General features: G+C 65.7%; 18 protein-coding genes. All 18 read right to left on the bottom strand.

What is annotated here, in order from left to right; genetic code table 11:
- Positions 1-245 (bottom strand): Dabb family protein (locus AAIR21_RS26490; RefSeq protein WP_434682651.1); only part of this gene is annotated, 245 nt, incomplete at its 3' end.
- Positions 211-1032, bottom strand: a complete 822-nt coding sequence (locus tag AAIR21_RS26485) for a hypothetical protein (RefSeq protein ID WP_333169024.1) — start codon at positions 1030-1032, stop codon at positions 211-213. The genes AAIR21_RS26490 and AAIR21_RS26485, both read right to left, overlap by 35 nt.
- A 66-nt stretch (positions 1033-1098) precedes the next feature.
- On the bottom strand, positions 1099-3240 hold the full coding sequence (locus AAIR21_RS26480) for a polysaccharide biosynthesis tyrosine autokinase (protein WP_434682650.1): 2142 nt from the start codon (positions 3238-3240) through the stop codon (positions 1099-1101).
- Positions 3241-3261: 21 nt separating this feature from the next.
- The gene (locus AAIR21_RS26475) at positions 3262-3705 is read right to left on the bottom strand and encodes a protein tyrosine phosphatase (RefSeq protein WP_434682653.1); all 444 of its coding nucleotides are present in this window, start codon (positions 3703-3705) and stop codon (positions 3262-3264) included.
- Positions 3705-4847: a polysaccharide export protein gene (locus tag AAIR21_RS26470; protein WP_434682649.1), complete on the bottom strand. Its 1143-nt coding sequence runs from the start codon at positions 4845-4847 to the stop codon at positions 3705-3707. Before AAIR21_RS26470 ends, AAIR21_RS26475 begins: the two co-directional genes overlap by 1 nt.
- Positions 4848-4862: 15 nt before the next feature.
- Positions 4863-6017: an LPS O-antigen chain length determinant protein WzzB gene (locus tag AAIR21_RS26465; RefSeq protein WP_434682648.1), complete on the bottom strand. Its 1155-nt coding sequence runs from the start codon at positions 6015-6017 to the stop codon at positions 4863-4865.
- Entirely contained in the window at positions 6014-6169 is a 156-nt protein-coding gene (locus AAIR21_RS26460; RefSeq protein WP_434682647.1) for a hypothetical protein, read from the bottom strand. Before AAIR21_RS26460 ends, AAIR21_RS26465 begins: the two co-directional genes overlap by 4 nt.
- A 51-nt stretch (positions 6170-6220) precedes the next feature.
- Entirely contained in the window at positions 6221-6658 is a 438-nt protein-coding gene (locus tag AAIR21_RS26455; protein WP_434682646.1) for a hypothetical protein, read from the bottom strand.
- A 45-nt stretch (positions 6659-6703) separates the two neighbouring features.
- Positions 6704-6970, bottom strand: coding sequence for a hypothetical protein (locus AAIR21_RS26450; protein WP_434682645.1), 267 nt, complete (start codon positions 6968-6970; stop codon positions 6704-6706).
- Positions 6967-7950 (bottom strand): choloylglycine hydrolase family protein, encoded by a 984-nt coding sequence (locus tag AAIR21_RS26445; RefSeq protein WP_434682644.1) that lies wholly within the window; start codon positions 7948-7950, stop codon positions 6967-6969. Before AAIR21_RS26445 ends, AAIR21_RS26450 begins: the two co-directional genes overlap by 4 nt.
- A 122-nt stretch (positions 7951-8072) precedes the next feature.
- Positions 8073-9116 carry an EAL domain-containing protein gene (locus AAIR21_RS26440; RefSeq protein ID WP_434682643.1) on the bottom strand — a complete coding sequence of 348 codons (1044 nt, stop codon included), beginning with the start codon at positions 9114-9116 and terminating at the stop codon, positions 8073-8075.
- Positions 9117-9131: 15 nt separating this feature from the next.
- Positions 9132-9926, bottom strand: a complete 795-nt coding sequence (locus AAIR21_RS26435) for a hypothetical protein (protein ID WP_434682642.1) — start codon at positions 9924-9926, stop codon at positions 9132-9134.
- 87 nt (positions 9927-10013) lie between these two features.
- A complete protein-coding gene (locus AAIR21_RS26430) occupies positions 10014-10757 on the bottom strand; it encodes a helix-turn-helix transcriptional regulator (protein WP_333169014.1) in 744 nt (247 codons plus the stop codon).
- A gap of 2 nt (positions 10758-10759) precedes the next feature.
- On the bottom strand, positions 10760-11185 hold the full coding sequence (locus AAIR21_RS26425; RefSeq protein WP_434682640.1) for a hypothetical protein: 426 nt from the start codon (positions 11183-11185) through the stop codon (positions 10760-10762).
- Between the two features lie 68 nt (positions 11186-11253).
- Entirely contained in the window at positions 11254-11967 is a 714-nt protein-coding gene (aqpZ, locus tag AAIR21_RS26420) for an aquaporin Z (protein WP_422701508.1), read from the bottom strand.
- Between the two features lie 123 nt (positions 11968-12090).
- Positions 12091-12630 (bottom strand): CaiF/GrlA family transcriptional regulator, encoded by a 540-nt coding sequence (locus AAIR21_RS26415; RefSeq protein WP_434682639.1) that lies wholly within the window; start codon positions 12628-12630, stop codon positions 12091-12093.
- A gap of 254 nt (positions 12631-12884) precedes the next feature.
- Positions 12885-15113, bottom strand: coding sequence for a reverse transcriptase domain-containing protein (locus AAIR21_RS26410; protein WP_434682638.1), 2229 nt, complete (start codon positions 15111-15113; stop codon positions 12885-12887).
- Positions 15110-16288, bottom strand: a complete 1179-nt coding sequence (locus AAIR21_RS26405) for a Wzy polymerase domain-containing protein (protein ID WP_434682652.1) — start codon at positions 16286-16288, stop codon at positions 15110-15112. Before AAIR21_RS26405 ends, AAIR21_RS26410 begins: the two co-directional genes overlap by 4 nt.
- Between the last annotated feature and the right edge of the window lie 44 nt (positions 16289-16332).

The raw sequence follows: 16332 nt of genomic DNA, 5'->3' as shown, positions 1-16332 counted from the left end.
GTTTTCAGCGCCGCATGCGCCGGATGGGGCAGATACCGCCGGCGGGCTGCCTCACCGGCGAACGTCATCAGCACGCAGTGGGTATACCCCGCATTTTTCCCCTCCGGGCTGTCGTTCATCCCCCACTCCACGCGGATGACCCCGGTAACCCGGCGCGGCATGTCCAGAAAGGCCCGCCTGACGGCGTCGACCTGGTCTGCGGATGCGGCCTCAGTGAACGTGATAAACAGAAGATGCCGGATCATGCTGTACTCCCGTGTAATCCACCGGCAGCGTCACCGCCACCTGTTCAATATCATCCGGCGTCACCCGGATAATCCCCTGGCCCGGAATATCGATTTCCGCAATCATAAACAGGGACAGGGACATCAGCCCCGGCAGCGCCAGAAGGTACACTGCCGGTTTTCGCTGTCCGGACAGCAGCCGCCCGGACAGGCAGCATGACGTCATCGAAAAAACAATCAGCACCAGCCAGGCCGCATCCGGTATGTGGCGCCGCCAGACGGCACCGGTCTGCTGCTGCGATGCCCTCAGTTCACTGAAGGCGGCAAGCAGGTCCGCCATCACTGCATCCGGATTTTTCGCGACCGCCGGACTCACCAGACGCCAGAGCTGCTGCTGATTGCCCTGTGCCAGATGGCTCCAGCTTCGCCCCCCCTGCACCGAATCATCCAGGAAAAAATGGATACGCTCATCCAGATAGCCCCGCAGCACACCCTGCGTCCGCTGCCGGATGTCTTCCGGCAGCAGCGCGCTGTACTGCCACGCCCGTTCAGCCGCCTGGGCCTCCCGGGTCTGGGACTGTTTGCGGGCGGTGTAGCCGTTAATGGCAACCGAAAACGCAAACCCCGTCAGCAGGACCGACAGGACCAGCCCCCCGACGGTGACCGCGAGCCCCCCGTCAGCCATTTTCCCCGTACGGGGATGGCGCATATGAAGCCCGATATACGCCGACATCGTCAGCAGGGCCGCCGTTACCGCCAGCAGCAGCACATCATCGGCTGCCGGCATCATCAAAAAGTATTCTGTCATGCCTGTTCCTCACCGGATATCCGGGCTGTCCTGTGCGGATATCGTCTTTCTTCTGGCTGAGGGCACTCAGCCTTTTCCGTACGCCTGATAGTATCCCCCGTAGGCGCTGTGCCGCTTCGCAATCCCGTTGAGGATAACGCTGCTGACCGTCACGCCACTCCCGGCCAGCCGGTCACGGGCCAGCATGATTTCTTTCAGATTGCTGTGTCCCGCACGGGCGACCAGCAGGCTGACGCCGGCAGCATGACCGATAACCGTCGGGTCGGTGACCGCCAGGACCGGAGGGGTGTCCACAATCACCAGGTCGTAATGTGCCCGCGCCCAGGCCATCAGCCCGTCAAAGCGCGCACTCATCAGCAGCTCGGAAGGACGGGCCGGCACCGGGCCGCTGGTTATCACATCAAATCCGCCCGGGGTGAACCGCTGTACGGCAGACTCCGGGGGGACCTCCCCCGACAGGATCCCGGAGAGCCCGCAACGGTTATCCAGCTTCAGCATCCGGTGCAGGTAGCTCAGGCGCATGTCGGCATCCAGCAGGAGGACATTCAGTGAGGTCTGCGCCATCACCGCCGCCAGCAGGCTGCTCACAAACGTCTTCCCGCATCCCGGCGTCGGGCTTGTCAGCATCACCACCCGGTTGTCAGGGGTCTTCTGCAGGGCAAAGTGCAGACGGGTCCTGAGGGCACGGATGGCTTCAAGCGCCACATCCTCCGGGTGGTCCTGTGGCAGGAAGGGCACCGGCCCGTCCGCCCCCCGGCGCCGCAGGGCCGCGTTCTTCAGTATCCACGCCGACAGCGGGATGGTTGCACACACCTCAATGTCCTGCGCCTCCAGCACTTCCGGGGTCTCCACATTCTGGCGCAGCACATGCTGTATCAGAACAATGCCGCAGGCCACCATCATCCCGGCCAGGGCGGCGAGCAGCATTATCAGCCCGGCCCCCGGGCCGACGGGGTCGGGCGCCGTAAAGGCGGCGTCAATGATGCGGACGTTTCCGGTCACACTGGAGCGCGAGATACGCAGCTCCTGCTGGCGGTTAAGCAGCTGCAGGTAAATGGCCCGCCCGGATTCCACCTCCCGGCTCAGGCGCAGTATCTCCTGCTGGGTCGCCGGCATGCCGGAGACCTGGTTTGCCAGCCGTTTTTTTTCCTGCAGCAGGGTCTGGCGTTTTTCCAGCAGCGCCCGGTAAACCGGGTGGTCCTTTTTATAGAGCTGGGCAATCTCCGCCTCCCGGAAGGTCAGGGCATTCAGCTGGTTGTCCACGTTAACCGTCTGCTCGAGCACCGATTTTGCCTCGAGGCTGAGGTCAACGGAGTCCTGCTGCTGGCGGTAGGCGTTCAGCCGGTTTTCCGCGAGATCAAGCGCCTCCCGCACCGTCGGGAGCTGCGCCTGCAGGTAATCCAGCCGCCTGGCGTCCCGGGCGGCCTGGCGGTCAATATTCTGCTGCAGGTAGTTTGCGGCAATACGGTCAAGCGTACGCGCCGTCAGGTCCGGGTCTGCCCCCTTCAGGATCAGCCCGAGCATGCCGCTGCTCTTGCCTTTTTCCGCAACGGTGAAGGCCTCCTGAAGCCCCCGCAGGGCTTCCGGCTTCGTCACCCGGGTGAGCGTGAACCGCGTTCCCGCCGGGGCCTCCAGGTCCGTCACCAGCACGCTGACCTCGCCCCGTACCAGCAGCTGTCCTACCCTGCCCCGGGCGTTCACATCACGTCCTGTCAGGGTGTACTGGCCTGACGGACCGGCCGTCAGGTGCAGCGGCTCAGCATCGTCTTGCGTGCGGGGCAGCGTCAGTCTGCCCGTGACCAGACGGACCGGGACCTCACCGGTCAGCCTGGCCAGTAACCGCCCCAGGACCGGGGTGTACTGCCGCTGCACCACCGTCTGTAAATCCAGGTCGTCAATGGTTTTGCCGAGCACCATACGCGAACGCAGCAGCTCCAGTTCGGGTGAGGCATCCGGGGTGGCATCCGGCAGCATCTGGCTGAGGTTATTCAGCAAATCACTGCCCTGCCTCTGCTCCACCTGCACCAGGGCGTCCGCCTGCCAGACCGGGGCGCGCGAAAAGGCCACCAGGGCCGCTATCAGTACCGAGACGCCTGTGATACCCAGTATCAGGGGAAGGCGTGCGGCAAACAGGCCGGCCAGGTGCAGGAGATCGATGTCATGATCCGGGGCCTCAGCCGTTCCGGTTGCACGGTGTCTTGTTGTCATATTCGCCATTATTATCCGCTGTCATCCCCTGAGGTGCTGCGCCCACGCCCGGGCGGCCTGCCCGAGCTGGCTGTAAACCTGCTCAAAAACCTGCCGATCCTGACCGACCGGATCGCTGATATCGGTGTCATTCACGTTCCCGGACCAGTGGCTGAATAACATGATTTTTCCGCGGGCCTCCGGGGCCCTCACCGTCAGCTGGCGGATATGCGCCTGCTCCATCACCAGCAGGAGATCGTACTGACGCAGCATGGCGGGCGTCACCGGCCGGGAGAGATGTCCGTCAAGCGTGATGCCGCCGGCCTCACACACCGCCTGCATCATGCTGTCGGCAGGGTGTCCCGGCAGGCCCGCCACCCCGGCAGAGTCAACCGTCACGCCGGGAAGGGCCCGGCGCAGCAGTCGCTCGCCGGCCGGGGAGCGACAGATATTGCCGGTGCAGATAACCAGAATGTGCCGGAACATCATGGCGTCCACGTCCGGATATAACGACCGGTTTCGGTCAGGTCGTGCACGCCACTGATGGTCGGGACCAGCTGCGAAATCACCCGGTTCCAGCGGACCACCGGGGCCGTGGTGACCTGGACGATGTCGTAGGGCTCCAGCGGGAAGCGCGAGCCCAGCACCATCGCGGTCGCATCACGGGCATCAAGCTGATAGATATCGGCTATCCGCTGCTGCGGATCGTTGACCAGAGGGCGGATCACAAATATCCCGGTGGCATCGGCCATGTCCTGGCGAATGCCCTCCGCGCTGCTGAGCGCTTCGGTCAGCGTCATGCCGCTGCGATCCATTCTGAGGGTACTCTGCCGGCCAACCTCGCCCATCACGAACACCTTCAGGTCATCATTGCGCGGCACAAACAGAATGTCGCCCGCCTCAAGCATCCGGTTCTGCGTCAGGTCCCCGCGCTGCAGCAGCGCATACAGGGACAGCCGCGTATCCTTTCCCTTGTGGGTCAGAATGACGTTACGCCAGTCCGCATCCGCCGTCAGGCCGCCGGCCGCGTTCACCGCATCCATGACCGTCAGCGGAATGCTGGTGACCGGCTGCTGACCGGAGCGTGCCACCTCCCCGGTGACGTAGACCTTCTGGGAGCGAAACGCCGCCACCGTCACGTCCACCTGCGGACTTTCAATCACCCGGTTCAGCCGGCGCGTAAGGTCCTCCCGCACCTGCTGGGGCGTTTTCCCCGCGACCGCCACCGGCCCCACCCAGGGATAAAAGACCGTCCCGTCCGGTGCCACCTGGTTACCGGTGTCGCTTGCGCTGCGGTACTGCCCGGCGGGCGTGGTGAGCTCCGGGTGGTCCCAGACCGTGACCATCAGCACGTCGCCGGGGCCGATGCGGTAGCTGTAGCGGGCAAGCTGTGCATCCAGCGCCGGATTGGGGCGGGCCGGCACCGGAGGCGGGGTCAGGCGACGCAGCAACGCCGGCGTCAGGGGATGGACGCTGACCAGACGATCCAGTTCCGTCTGGCTGAGCGCCGTGCCCGACACCGTTTTACCGGCGGTGCTGAGGGACTGTCCCGGTATCACCGTACAGCCGGTGAGCATGACCAGGGCGAGCGCAATGGCGCCCGACTTACGCATTACATGTAGTGGCATGATGTCTCATCATTATTAACGGGAAGGTGTACCGGGCGTATCCTGCCGGTGAGGTATGTGACAGACCGGGCATGGCGCGATGGCCGGGAGCGCCGTACGGTCATCCGCAGGCCGGGTCCCGGCCTGCGGGTGACTGAGGCTTCGCAGCAGCACCACGCCGGCGGCGATAAACCCGCCGGCCAGGGCTCCCAGCACCATCAGCAGCACGGTCTGTGGCCCGTCATGCCGCTCGGGCAGTACCGGGCTGGACAGCAGGTGAAAGGCCTGCACGGACGGCGTGGTCACCGGGATGTTCTCCAGACGGCGGACGAGATCTTCCTGCTCCTGCAGCGTCACGCTGAGCCGGCGCAGGTCCGTCCCGTCGCTGTAAATTTCAAGTTTGCGGCTGAGGCCCTTTTCCCCCAGGCCCAGCGGGAAATCCGGATCGTCATGAAACGCATCGCCCTTCGTGAACACCGGCTGCGAAATGCCCGCCGCCTTTGCCAGCGACAGGGCATAGCCCAGGCGGGTCACACTGACCTGGCGGGCAATGGCTTCCCGGGTGCGGGCCAGTCCAAGCTGCTCACGCACCGCTTCCAGATGGACACGGCGCTGCTCCTCCAGCGTCTGGCGCGCCATGGTCGCCACCCGGGCATTCACATACACCAGCCAGTCATCAAGCAGCTGCCGCGCCTGCGGGGCGGTCTTCGCCTTCAGGCGCGCCGTCAGGTACGGGTACAGCGTTTTTTCCCCTTTCCCCTCAGGCGCCGGCTCGAGCACCATTCCCTGTATCATCGCGTTTTCAGCCGCCATGCGCGCCGGGGCAGACAGGCCTGCCGTCATCCCCTGAAACACCGGGGAGGTCTGCAGAAAGTCCAGCTGCACGTCGCGGGCACTGAAGGTCCGGATGAATCGCCCGGACAGCCAGCTGTCCGTCACATCGGGGGTGATGCCCAGCGTTTTCAGTGACGCACGCTGCAGCGCCAGCGCCGGATTGTCCGTCAGCGAGGGCGCAACCAGCACCGCCTCGCTGGTCCAGGTCCACGCCCCGAAGTGCCCCGCCAGCCCCGAGGCGGCAACGCCGAGAAAAATGGCGAAGATAAACGTCCGCCGCCCCTGCCAGAGAGTCCGGGCAAGCTGGAGTAAATCAATCTCACCGGCTGAGGGCTGATGAACGGGAAGCGTACTCACGCCAGCACCTCCTCCAGCAGGGCCAGGGCACACTGCACCCCTGCCAGGAGCAGCAGTACAACAAAGGCAACCGCCCCCGGCGTGTAAGGCAGACGCCGTCCGTTTTCACCGGCCGGCATCGTGTCTGGTGCGGCCTCTGTTTTCATTGTCATGATGGTTTTCATCCGTTGTAAACGTTCGTGTCATCACCCCGCCGGCCTGCATCAGACCGCCAGGGCAGTCAGCAGCGCCAGCATCCTCCCCCCTTCAAGACAGGCCAGGAGCAGCACCACGGCGGTGGCCATGGACAGGGCACAGCGCCCGCGAGCCCCCAGGGCCGTCTTGCGCCCGGCGTTGACCATCGCCACGCCCAGCAGGGTGCCCCAGACCGCAAGTCCCCCGTGCAGAAAAGGGGACGACGGGATAAGGCCGGAGGTCACCCCCCACCAGAAGAGACCCGGTATCAGGACACCGCCCTGCCACAGGGTCCCGCCAGGCCCGAGGTCCCCGCAGAGCCAGCGGGCCAGCCAGCAGGGCCGGGTGACAAAAATCCAGCGCCGGCGGCGTGACGGCCAGGTGGTCTGTATCCACCCGATAACCCCCGCCATCAGTACCGTGGCCCCCGCCAGGAGCAGATACCGGATCCCTTCATGCCATCCCATCGCCACCTCCACTGCGCTGCTGTGTCCCGCGTACGCCCTGTACACTCAGTGCTTCAGGCCCGCCCTGTGCCGGGTCCCGGTCTCCCGCGTCGTCTGTGTCGCCCGGCGGCGCTCAGCCTCCCGCTTTCTGACGGTCTTTTCCCACTCGGTCCCGGCAATCGGCACCGGCGGATACGCCACGGCCACCGGGGTGAACGCATCCGGCGCCGGCGGCAGCGCCGTCGTCGGCCGCTCTGCGGCCGCCTGCGCCACGGCCTGTACGGCCAGCAACAGCCAGGCCAGCCGGTTCAGGCCCGGGATACCCGCTCTCACGCCCCGGTGTCCGGTTTCAGGACCAGCGGCAGGGTTGTGGCCGGCACCGAAAAGTTCACCAGGGCCGGACTGTTCACGTCAAAGTCATCAAATCCCGCCCCGCTCAGCACCGGGTTACCCCAGGTCTTGATGTAGTAACGCTTCTGCCCCATGTCCGCCACCGACGTCCACTGGGTCAGGTCCGGCGGCATATCCCTCACCTGCACCATCCCTTTCGGGATATCAAAGTTGCTGGAGATATGCTCTGCCATCCTGACCCCCTTCAGGCCGCCCTCGACCTTCCCGGCCGACATCACCATGGCCGCGGCACGGACAAAACGCGACGCCGGGGTCAGGTCACCCGGAATGCCGTGCAGGCCCGAGCCCGCACCCAGCGGTTGTATGACGGCATTGTTGATGTGTAACGCCGGCACGTTCGCCGGCGTCAGGTTGACGTAGTTGCGCAGGTTGGTCATGTGCCACGGAAACTCCGGCGAGTTGGTCATCACCCCGAGCGGGTTGTCATAGACCTTCAGCACGCCGTCCACCGGCTCAATCACGATGGAGGCCCCGGTGGCGTCATGCAGGGTGTAGTGCACGGGCGGAATAATCTTCATGTCCGGCTCCTCGATGCTCATCACCCGAACCCCCGGCAGGGCCGCCTTCACCTCTGCCACCGTGGCATAGCGCGTCAGCGCCCAGGTGAGAAACTCCCAGGGGGCCAGCCCCTGCCCCGGCCCCACTGCCTGCGGGTCGGTGTACTGCGCAAACCCCGGGAAGTACAGGATACCGCCGGTGAGCCCCTTCTCATTCATGCCGTCCAGCAGGGCCGGCATACCGAAGGCATTCATGCCGATGGCGGCATATCTGGACTCCCAGGCCAGCCCCTTCTGGCCGGTCAGCGCCAGATGGCGCGGCAGCCCGACCAGACGGGATTTGGTGTCGATGGCAAACTCCATCGTGCGGGTGTAGATGCGCGAGCCGTCTGTTGCGGGCAGCACCAGACTGGTACAGGCCTCAGCGGACGGCGTGAATGCGGCGGTGGCCGTCAGGACGGTCAGCGCGGCCGTCGCCAGGGCGGCCGGCATGCGGCGGCACAGGACAGCCAGACAGGTTTTCAGGGTCATGATTTGTCATTCCTTATGTGTTGTTTGTGTTCCGGATCCGCCGGAAAGGTTGCCGGGTGCGCCAGCGGGCGCAGCGGCATATGGGCCACACAGGTGGTCATCCAGCCGTGAAAGTCCCCGGCCGGCATGGGACGCGCGTACAGCCAGCCCTGCTGCCAGAGCACCCCGTGTGCCAGCAGCCAGAGGCGCTGACGGTGCGTCTCGATGCCCTCCGCCACCACCACGGCACCGGTGTCGCGGACAAGGGCTATCAGCCGCTGTGCCATCTGCAGGTAGCGGTCCCCGCCGTCGCACTGCGTCACCGGCAGGCCGGCTCCGCGGGTGAACACCGCATCCAGTTTGACGTAATCCACCGGCAGGGCCGCCAGCAGCAGCGGGCCGGACCAGCCGGTCCCGAAATCATCCAGCGCCACCGTTATCCCCTCTGCACGCAGGGAGGAGAGCAGCGCCAGCAGCGCCGGCGTCAGCGTCAGGCACGTCTGTTCGGTGATTTCCAGGGTCAGCGAGGCCTGCTGGCGGACCAGCACCCGGTGCAGGGCCCGGCACTCGCCGGCAAACGCCGGGTCAGCGAGACAGGCCGCATCGGCATTCACCGACAGCCTGAACCCCGGCGGCAGCGGCGTGGCCAGCATGTCAGCGGCCACGTGCTGCAGCAGCCGGCACATCATCGGCACCATCAGCCCGCGACGGGTCACCTCCCCGAGGAAGTCCCCCGGCAGCATCACGCTGCCGTCCGCCATGAGCCGGCGCGCCAGCACCTCCGCCCCGCCGGTCACGCCGCGCTCCCCGCAGACCACCGGCTGGTACCAGGGCACAATCTCCCCGCGCACGATGGCCCGCTGCAGCCCGGCATACCACGGGCAGTGCCGGCGCAGTCCCAGGAATGTCAGGGCACCGCTCACCCCCAGGAGCGCCAGGGCGGCCAGCACCCCGGCCCCCTGAAACAGCACCGGGGCATCAGGCCCCAGGCCGGCCCGGACTGCCGGCGAGAGCAGTACCAGCACACCGGCCGGTATCAGGCACGGCCACAGACGTGTCATGCTGACCTCCAAAAATCAGAAGGTCACCGACAGGCCGGCCACCGGGCCGTACTGGGTGACGTTCCAGTGAAAATCGCTGGTTTTATGGTCCTGATGCAGGACCTGATACCCGGCATGCGCCACGGCAGGCAGTCCCAGCAGCATCAGACGGTAACCGGCCGTCACCTGACCCTGGGTGGTGAAATCCCGCCCCCAGGCCCCCGCATCGGCTTCTGCACTCAGCAGCCATCGCGGGCTCAGGTCGGCGTTCATCCGGGCGCCGGCAATCGGAATGGCCCAGGAGGCACTCTGTGATCCCGAATCGTCACCGGCGTCGACGGCGGCATTCAGGCCGGTCCAGCGCACGCCGGCGAGCGGTGCCAGCGTTATCTGCTGCGCCGTACCGTGAACGGTCTGCCCGTCCAGAACCCGGTGCCAGACCTGATACCAGGCCCCGGCGCTGAGCTCCGTGGCGTGGCCGCGGGCGCTGCCGTGGTGGTCACCGCTGTCAAAGTCCTGCTTCAGGCTCAGGTACTGGCCGTTCAGCCAGAGCCCCAGCGGTCCCCGGGTGGCAATCACCCCGCCCGCAAAGGCCACGCGGGTGTCCTTCGCCACCTTATGAAACGGCAGCTTCAGGCTCCCTGCGGCCGGGCCGATGGCACCGTTGCCCTTAAAGCCGGTGGCGCCAAATTCCGGGCCCACGGTGAAATGCCAGGTGTCATCTGCAGCGGGGGCACCCGCGCCGTCAGCCGCCAGAGCAGCCTGCAGGTACCCGGCACTCAGGAGGCCGGCCGCGGCCAGCCAGAGGCGTCTGTGTGTCTGTTTTGCCATTGCTTTTCTTACCTTTATTGTGTTGTTCATCAGGAACTGCCCCGCGCGGCACGCACGTAACGCAACCCGGCGCGGGGGTACAGTCGGTCACGGCCCTTCCCGCTCCGGTATTCCCCGGCAGTCAATCAGCAGCCAGGCCAGATGCCAGAGCCAGAAATCCCCGGCCGGGGGCTCAAACCCCAGTTTTTCCAGCGCCCGGTAACGCTGCGCATACAGCGTCTTCGGGGACAGGCCAAGCCGGGCGCCCAGCACCTCCATGGTCACCCCGGTCAGGCTCCCCTCCAGGGCACGCAGTTCGCCGGGCGACAGGTCATACGCCGGCACCGCACGGCGCACGGACGCAAAGCGCATCTTCATCAGCGGAATGCCCCACGGCCGGGCCAGATGCTGCAGCAGCGAGCGCACGGTGTGCCGCGCATCCAGCAGACGCAGGGCGTCCGCCAGCGCCGGCTGACGGGCTTCGCGCAGCAGCGTCAGATAAAACCAGTACAGCGGCCCCTCCCCCAGGACGATAACCTCCGGCACGGACGTCGCCATGCGCAGCGTGGCCGCCAGCAGGCGGACCATCACCCGCTGGCGGGCCGCCTCCCCCGGCAGCCAGAGGATAATCACGTCAGGTGCCCGCGCCCGGAGCACGGCGCTCAGCGCCCGCGCGGACTCAAGCCCGGTCAGGGCGGCCGTGATGCGGTACGGCGGCTGAACGTCATGCAGGGCCGCCACCAGTCCCTGACGGGCCAGGGCACAGGCGGACACCACCCAGGCCTCACGGCCCCGGGGGTCCGTCACGCCGAACGGTAAAAAACGGGCGCGCTCACTGACGGTCTGACACATGGTTACTGTCCTTTACGGGTGCGGGTGGTCACGGGGGTAACCGGTACGGGCGGGGTGTCCCCGCCCTGTGCCCGCCCCAGACAGGCATGACTCAGGGTCACGCCGCTGATTTCCGGATGCTCACAACGCGTGTCCGGTTTGCCGGCCTGCGCCTGCAGGTGTACCTGCGCGGCGTTCCGGCACCCGTCACCGGGCACAAGCAGGCCGGCGCCGGTACTGAGCATCAGCACGGGAACCAGCCACTGCCAGGCGGGATGCGCCAGCACCGGCCAGCCTCCGGCCGCACGAATGCGGCGGGCAGCCGCCCTGACCAGCAGATACCCGCCCGCGCAGGCACCGCCCAGGGTCAGGATATCGGCCCAGACGCCGGCGCAGTCCATCACGGACAGCATCAGCCCCCGGGCAGGGGTGAGGACACGGTCATGCATGTCGTTAACTCCCGTCAGTCAGGGTGCCGGCGCCACTGACGCCGGCACACCCGACGGACACAGCGGCCTCAGGCCGCCGGTCCGGAAGGCTCCGTGGCATCAGGGGCAAACAGCCAGCCACCCGCCATGCCGCCGAGCAGGCCGCCGATTAACGGTGCCAGCCAGAACACCCACAGCTGGCCGATAAACTCCCCGCCGGCCAGCAGCGCCACGGCCGTGGAGCGGGCCGGGTTCACCGAGGTGTTGTCCACCGGAATGGAAATCAGGTGAATGAGCATCAGGCACAGACCAATCGCCATCGGCGCAAAGCCTGCCGGGGCGCACGGCCCGGTCACACCGGTAATGACCAGCACGAAGATGGCAGTCAGCACCACTTCGGTCAGGATGACCGCCATCAGCGGGTAGCCGCCCGGGGAGTGTGCACCGTAGCCGTTGCTGGCAAAGCCGGCGTGGACATCAAAGCCCGGCTGCCCGGAGGCAATCACATACAGGACGCCGGCGCCCAGCAGGCCGCCGAAGACCTGGGCCAGCATGTACGCCGGAAGCCGGCTGCCCGGAAAACGTCCGGCCGCCCACAGCCCGAGCGACACGGCCGGGTTAAAGTGCCCGCCGGAAAGGTGCCCCACGGCGTAGGCCATGGTCACCACCGACAGGCCAAAGGCAATGGACACCCCGACAAACCCGATACCGAGTCCCGGGAAACCGGCCGCCAGGACCGCAGAGCCGCAGCCCCCGAGCACCAGCCAGAAGGTCCCTGCCACTTCCGCACACATTGCTTTCATCATATTGTTCATTGCTGTATTCCTTTGTTCAGACTGCCATCACCGGACACCGTTGTCCGGCGCTCTCCATTCTTCCCTGCCCGGACACGCACCCTGCGAGCCCGGACGGGACATCACGCCGGCTCAGCCGGCACGCTGCACGGTGCGCTGGCCGAGAAAGAGCGCCCGGGCGGCGGCAAGCTCAGAGGCCTCCTGCGCCCGGGTCTCCGGGGTGGCCCGTGGTTTTTCCGGTGCACGCCCGGGTGACGGGACCACCGTGGCATCCGCCACCGCGGTCACCCGCAGCAGCCCGACCCGGTGGCCGGAGCCGACCCGGATTACCTCGCGCTCGCAGGTGACCACATCCGAGCGCGTGTCCAGCAGGTAGGTGATGACGTCTGCAGCCCGGCGGGCCGAGATACGAAAGGCCTGCGCCACATCCTCGCGGGTGACGGGTCGCCCGGCGCGCAGCGCCCAGGTGGCCACCGCCAGCCACAGGCTGTTGACGCCCGAGCCGGCAAGGCTCGCCGGCAGGGTCCAGTGGCCGTGGTTGGACTGGCGTCCGGCCACGACGGTGGCTGAAGGTCCGTCGACTGAAGGCGGGCATTCGCGCGCCGAAGGGCGGGACTCACCCGCTGCGGGCTGCAGGCGGGGCAGAGCGGACTGCTGATATCGTTCAAACATGGTTGATACTCCTCGTCTGGTTGCGTCAGTCCTGGTGCGATGTCAAACAGATGGCTAAAAAAAGAAAACAGGCCGGGCCTTCTGTGAGCCCTGGCGGAGCTACTACTGCATCTACTGCATCTACCGAATCGGGCTTCCTGCCCGGAAAAGGGTGCAGGAAACCACCGCGCACGCGATATGCGGCGCGGGTAAAGGCGTTCAGCCGGGCGCACCAGTGCGCCCGCTACAGGTTCAGGTCAGGAAAATGAAAAGCATCACGGCATCACCACGCTGTACTCAACCTGGAAGGAGCGGGTGCCGTCCGTGGTATTGCGCGCAGCCACCTGCCAGATTTCGGGCGTCAGGGTCATCTGGCTGACCGGGATGTTGGCATTGGCCGTCACATCCGCGGCCAGGGACCAGTCCCAGATGCGCGTGGCTGAGGTGCCGTTCCATTTAACATACCCGCCCGCCGTCTGGCCGGTCGCCACCTGTCCGTTACCCTGAGGAGAGGATGGAAGTTTAAGGCGCAGGCCCAGCCAGTCGCCGGTTTTTACCAGGGTGTACAGGTCGGCGTTTACCGTGGAATTCATGTTTGCCACGAGGAGGTACGGTTTGGCCGCAATGGCGCCGTTCGCTCCCGCCTGGCAGGTCATTCCCACGGTGGTGGTTGGAGCCAGGGAGGTCGACAGTTTCACGCCGGTCGAGGCTGATGGGATGGCATTCCCCAGGTCAACGGGCGTGGCTGTTGCCACGTTGCCTGCCCAGGCGGTGCAGTTCGGGGGGTCGCCGGCGACGGGAGGATCGACAGGATTCGGGTCGACGCCCCCGTTGCCCCCCACGCCGATGCCGATCATGACATTAGAGGCGGGGCCATTACCACGTACGTTGAAGTTTAAGGTAGGGTATTTTATTGTGTCGCCAAGGTTTCTTGTTAGGGTCCACTTGAGGGTCCCCCCCGGGATCGTGTGCTTGCAGGGTCGTTTCATCGAGGGGTAGCCCGGACTCATCTCGTCGTTAGGACCGGTGGCCGACGTAAACGTTTGTAAAAAATCGCATTCCATTCCAGCTGGGTATTGAATTGTGCCTGTTGTGCCGAATCCCGACGCTTGTGACGTAGCCACGAATACCAGACCTGCGTCGAGCCCACCCGTGCCCTGCGTGGGATTGCCGTTGGCCGCGTCAGTCGTAAATGTGTATTGCGATGACAGCGTAAGGGTTATGTTATCCCCGGGGTTTAGGTTATTTGATAATAGTACCCCTGAGGACGTACCGCCTAGCGCATTGAGGGCCATCACGCCCCTTGTTGTAATCTGGGGCGTAAACCCACGGGACGGGAGGTTAATCGAGCAGGTGCCACCCCATTTATTATTTGGCAATGCCCCCAGACTGCCATCACTCACGCATTTGTGGAAACCTGTATCAAGGTCGGAGCTGTTGCCGATACTTGCGCGAGATGCATTTGAGCTCAATGCGAGTAAGATCGCGCCAGCCCAAATTGTCCACCTTTTGCGATACTGCGACATCCGGGCCTGTCTGCGTGCAGCAGGCCACTTACGGACGCGCTCATAAAGCCGCCGCAACCGCTCCAGGTGGTTAGTTCGCGCACGATGCGCGATGCCCTCCACGCCGGTATCACTCATCTGTGCGCCCATCCAGTCAAATCCTCTTTCTGTTCTGCCGATAAAGGTCTTGTCAGGGTGCTGACAAAACCCACCCTCATTAAAAAACTGATTCAGCGCCCGCACCTGCCTGCGCAGCTGCCAGCGCGTGTGCGCCAGGATGACGATGTCATCCATGTAGCGCGCGTAGTAAATCCCCGGTTTGTTGTTTTTTTTTGCCTGTTCCATTTGCCCTGCGAACCACGCGTCCATGGCGTACAGGTGCAGGGCCCCCATCAGCGGGCTCAGCGCGCAGCCGCGGGCAATACCCGACTCCGGGGTGTAAAACTCCCCGCCGTCCTCCACCGTGTAGTGGAGGTACTGGTGTATCAGGCCCTGCAGCACCGGGTCGGTGATGTGTTGTTTGACCTGGTTCATCAGCCGGTCCTTGTTGATATGCCGGTAGTAGCCCTTCACGTCCGTGCGGCACACCCACGCGTATTGCTGCTGTTTCAGGGCACCGGTCATGCGGTGCACCGACTGCGGTCCGCCGCCGTGGCCCTTCACATGCTCACAGCGCGGGTGCAGGTCCAGGTCCGGGGTGATGAGCAGGGCGGTCCATTTGAGGACCAGCGCATCCTGCGCGCCCCACATCACCTGGCGGTCGTGGTGCGGGCGTTTTTTCGTCAGCAGCACCGGTGTCAGGCGGTAATTTCCGCTGAGCAGCGCGGTCAGCAGGTCATCGCGGGTGCGGTGCCAGTGGTAACGCAAATGCCAGATGCCCGCATTGTCCGGGGCACCCTTACGGGCGTCGCACAGCCACTGCCAGGCGGCGTCCAGCGCCTCTCCGGCCTGCGCCCGGCACAGGGTGGCCTGTTGTTGTCTGATGTCCGGTATGCTCATGATGCATTCCTCACGGTCTGTGTCTGCGGGTCACGCGGGCCGGCGTGCTGTTCGTTCTGTTCGCTCTGTTCGCTCTGTTCGTTCTGTTCGCTCTGTTCGTGCTCATGGTCCTGCTGCGGCGTGGACTGCGGCTGCGCGCCTTCCGGGAGTGTCGCGTCATCACTGAAGCGAACATCCCACGGCGCCAGGGCGTGGCCCTGCGCCATCACTCTTTGAGCCCTTTCTGTCTGACCGGTCAGGCGCAGGTGCTTAATCAGGTTCGCGGTGATGTCCGGGTCCGGGTGGCGCAGCAGGTACTGCTCCTCAAACCCGATAACCGGGATGAGCTGCGACAGGTCGCCGGCCTGATACGCCCGGTTCGCCTGCGCCACCGCTTCGGTGCGCCAGACCTCCTCCTTCAGCACCCACGGGTTGTGCGTGCGGGCCGCTTCCAGCGCCTGCAGGCGGGACGGGGTCAGACCGCCCGGCTGCGCCGCCAGCGTCAGCTGCAGCCCCACCATCAGGCCGGTGACCATCCACCACAGGGTGAGGATGCCGGCGCACAGCAGTACGGCCCTCGCCGGCAGTGCCGGGATACGGCGGTGCGTGGCCGCAGCGTGGTCCGTGGTGCGGGCGTTATCGCCTGCTGCCGGCAGGGCCTTCGCCTGCTGCAGGGTGCCGTCCGCCATGGCCAGGAGCATCACCACCATCAGGTAGTGCCAGGCCGAGAGGTACAGGGGCCACTCCAGCTGCGTGTGCATCAGCACCGGCAGGGTGCAGAGGGCCATGGTGAGCGCCTGCATGCCGGCCGCCTGCGTCCGCGGGTCCCGGCGGGCCTGCAGGCTGCGGCGCACCAGGCTGATGCCGGCCGCAAGAATAAGCAGCAGACCGGCGCCCGCCACCATGCCACCCTCCGTCAGCCAGTACAGCACTTCATTATGCGGGTGCGTGGTGTACGCCAGGTCGATGACCGGGATATTGCCGCTCGCCTGCCAGGCATGGACATAGGCCACATCAAAGCGACCGTATCCCCAGCCAGACCACGGACGGTGCGCAATCAGCCACAGGCAGTTCTGCCACATCTGCAGGCGCCCGTAGCGCCCGTAAGCATGGTCCACCAGGTCGCCGTGCTGACCATGCCAGGCCAGAAGGCCGGCCAGCACGCCGGCGACCAGCACGCACAGCCACAGGCGCATGAGCCGGACGCGGCCGGGTGTGCGAAAAAGGGGCAGGCAGACGA

It is taken from the genome of Enterobacter sp. PTB, assembly GCF_051130085.1.
Taxonomy (GTDB): Bacteria; Pseudomonadota; Gammaproteobacteria; order Enterobacterales; family Enterobacteriaceae; genus Enterobacter; species Enterobacter ludwigii.
This window is presented reverse-complemented; position numbering and strand designations above follow the sequence as displayed.